Source organism: Methylophilus sp. (genome assembly GCF_035460085.1).
In the GTDB taxonomy this organism is placed as follows: Bacteria; Pseudomonadota; Gammaproteobacteria; order Burkholderiales; family Methylophilaceae; genus Methylophilus.
This window is the reverse complement of record NZ_DATHWZ010000055.1, coordinates 1-3,529: the sequence shown is the minus strand read 5'-3', so window position 1 is coordinate 3,529 and position 3,529 is coordinate 1. Positions and strand designations below refer to the sequence as shown.

At 49.0% G+C, this 3,529-nt stretch carries 3 protein-coding genes; all 3 read right to left on the bottom strand.

The window, feature by feature from the left end:
- Positions 1 to 2,618: methyl-accepting chemotaxis protein (locus VK958_RS08205; protein WP_325240586.1), on the bottom strand; the 2,618-nt coding region annotated here is incomplete at its 3' end.
- Positions 2,619 to 2,818: 200 nt separating this feature from the next.
- A complete protein-coding gene (locus VK958_RS08200; RefSeq protein ID WP_325240585.1) occupies positions 2,819 to 3,043 on the bottom strand; it encodes a hypothetical protein in 225 nt (74 codons plus the stop codon).
- A 239-nt stretch (positions 3,044 to 3,282) separates the two neighbouring features.
- A partial coding sequence (locus VK958_RS08195) for a hypothetical protein (protein ID WP_325240584.1) occupies positions 3,283 to 3,529 on the bottom strand: 247 nt, incomplete at its 5' end.

The window sequence follows — 3,529 nt, the reverse complement described above, 5'->3', positions numbered from 1 at the left end:
CCGTCTGATTCAGACTTAGCCGTATACCCGCTATTCCTTTGTGCACTTTGCTGACTGGAGGCTATCTTCACTGGGGACGGTCTTGCTGCCGGTTTATGCGTCACCGCATGCCCGCCACCAAAGCTCTTGCCTTCCAGTTTGAACTGGCTGATGGCGTCAGCCAGCTGGTTAGCCTGGTCTACCAGTGATTCAGCGGCGGCGGCGGCCTCTTCAACCAATGCCGCATTCTGTTGCGTGGTTTCATCCATGCTGGTCACTGCCTGGTTGACCTGGTCAATACCGGTGGTCTGCTCAGCAGAAGCGGCTGAGATCTCACTGATGATGTCTGCCACACGTTGTACGGATGAAACGACATCTTCCATGGTGTTACCGGCATTCTCTACCAGGCGGGTACCTTCAGTGGTTTTATTCACTGAGTCGGTGATCAACTCTTTAATCTCTTTGGCAGCACTGGCTGAGCGTTGTGCCAGGTTGCGCACTTCACCTGCCACGACGGCAAAGCCTCTACCCTGCTCGCCTGCACGTGCCGCTTCTACGGCTGCGTTCAGCGCCAGGATATTAGTCTGGAAGGCAATACCGTCAATCACGGAGATAATGTCTTCGATCTTTTTAGCGCTATCGTTAATGGCACTCATGGTCGCGACGACTTCGTTGACCACGGCACCACCTTTGACAGCGACATCAGAAGCAGTCAATGCCAGCTGGTTCGCCTGTTTGGCGTTCTCGGCATTCTGTTTCACGGTTGAAGCCAGTTCTTCCATGCTGGCAGCCGTCTGTTCCAGGCTGGAGGCTTGCTGTTCCGTACGGGCTGACAGGTCGGCGTTACCGCTGGAGATCTCGTTGGCTGCTGTGGTGATGGTTTCTACGGCTTCAGTCACGGCGATGATAGGGTCTACCACCATATCGAGTGTGCTGTTGACACCTTCGATGATCTTGCGGAAGTCGCCCTGGTGTTTGTCAGCGTCGGCACGTACGGTAATACGGCCTTCTCCGGCAGCTTCGGCAAGCAGATTCGTGTCTGCTACCAAAGTGTTCACCGCTTCAATGCTGGTGTTCAGGTTATCAATCATCTGGCTGTAGTCGCCTGGATAATGATCGGTGATCTTGGCGGGAATATGACCGCGGGCAATGTTCTCCAGGTATTCTGAAGTCACTGTCAGTGGTTTAACTACTGCATCCAGCGTGCTGTTCAGCCCATCAATCACTTTGCGGAAGTCGCCATTGTGTTTGCTGGTATCAGCACGGGTAGACAAGGCACCGTTTTGGGCGGCAGTTGCCAGTTCGTTCGCATCGGCCACCAGTGCATTCACCGCATCGATACACGTATTCAGGTTATTGATGATCAGGCTGTAATCACCCTGGTATTGCTCGGTGATCTTGGCCGGTATATTGCCTTTCGCAATGTTGTCCAGGTAGCCAGAGGTTACATTCAACGGTTTTACAATAGCGTCCAGGGTGTTATTCAGCCCTTGCACAATGGTGCGGAAGTCGCCTTCATGCTTGCTCGCATCAACGCGGGCGGTCAAACGACCCTCTATGGCGGCATGCGCAAGTTCATCCGCATCACTGACCAGGCGCTTGATGTTGCCACGTACCTGTTCAATGGCTTCGTTCACAAAGGCTTTTTTACCCGGGAATGCTTTCAATGGTGCATCCAGGTTACCTTCACCAAAGGCTTTTACAACCTCAATCGCTTCCTTGTTCATGGCAATGTGGCCAGCCACCATTTTATTGATGCCTGCGGCCATTTGGCCGTAGCCACCTTTGAAGCGGGTTTCATCTACCGTGCAATCGATATCGCCTTCATCGTGTTGCTGGCTGACATAATTCAGTGACTGGACCAGGCCATCAAGCGTTTTTTGCAGTACGCGGATAGAATAAGCCACGCTGGTCTTGTCTGTTTCCGGCAGCGTAATCTTCTGATTCAGGTTGCCCTCAACAAAGTTACGGGCAATCACAGTCAGTTCAGATGGTTCCATACCTAGCTGATTGAACATATTACGTTTGATCAGCAAGCCTATCGACACCACAATGGCCAATGCAACCAGCGCAATCGCAAACAACATGATAATCGCCTGGTTTTTAATGCCTAAGGCCTGGCTGGCATTTGCTCTGGCCAAATCATTATTGAACTGGCGGTGCTGGCTGATCGCACTTTGCACGCTGGCAATAACCGCCTGGTTCGAGAGCAGCACGTCGCGTGCTTCCACTTTTTTATTGGATAGCGACAAAGTCAATACATTGCTGCCTAAACCATCGTATGCACTAATCGCAGCATAGTCTTTTTTAAGCAGCGCGTTATCTTCTGCATTGGTGGCATATTGATCGTATTTCTTTAGCGCAGCCATCAATTTGCCATGCGTTTCGGCAACCTGCTTTTCAATGACCTGCATTTTGTCATTGTCAGTGTTGAGCATGTGTTGCCAAATCAGGCTATTCAAGCGCTCAAATTCCGCCAATGTTTCATCCAGCACTTCAATGCTAGGTGCGGCAGTTTCATTTGCATAGTTGGTATAACCATATACCCGCTCAGTCTGAAAGTAACTGATGCCAGCCAATGCGAATAATCCCAAAGCTGCCACGACAATCAGAACGTACATTCTTTTTGCGACGCTCATAATTTTTATACTCCAAATCCGTTAATTTTTCGCCAAATCTTGGCTTGCATACTATGTTCTTACACACTAGTAATTTTCTATCAGCCAATAAAATACGTTTTATGACCTCTTTTCCGGCTCAAGTTTTTCTCTTGATGAAATTCAAGGACATTAAAAAACCCCTTGACTACAAGGGGTTTTATGCCAACACAGTAGAGTGCTTATTTCTTCACTTTTGATGCATCTGCAACATCTGTTTTTTTCTTTGCAGCTGTTGACTCAGCCACTGCATCGCCTTTCATGTGCGTTGCAGTTAATTCCGGGCTGCCTTCTTCGTAACATACCCGACCCATCATTGATACGGTGCAAACTTCGGCTGCCAGCGCATGACCAGATACTAAAAAGAATGCGCATAAAGCGATGGCAGTTTTAATCGTGTGTTTCATAAAGTCTCCATTAAAGGGGTTTAAATCTATCCAGTGGTTATTTACTACCACTTAACTAGATTTACGAAAGCTTTGAGGAAAACTTGAGAAAACTTACATCTGCGTTACAAATGATATTTATTGCAACATTTAAGACACTTTTTGTAGCATTTAGACCGCGGCTGAATCACTCAAATCATGCTAAAAAGTCATCAAAAAGCCGACTAGCTATAGTCGGCTTTTGATCAGTCAGTAATCAGCTAAAACTCTTCCCAGTCACTGTCATCAGTCCCGGTCCGTTTCGAAGCGCTAGACTTTATCGGTGGCGGACTACTGCCACCTCCGGAGGCCGACTTGCCAAACGACCCGTCTGATTCAGACTTAGCCGTATACCCGCTATTCCTTTGTGCACTTTGCTGACTGGAGGCTATCTTCACTGGGGACGGTCTTGCTGCCGGTTTATGCGTCACCGCATGCCCGCCACCAAAGCTCTTGCCTTCCAGTTTG

What these genes read in the sequence shown, in the direction of transcription:
- VK958_RS08200 (WP_325240585.1), bottom strand. Translation starts at nt 3,043, where the DNA reads ATGAAACACACGATTAAAACTGCCATCGCTTTATGCGCATTCTTTTTA.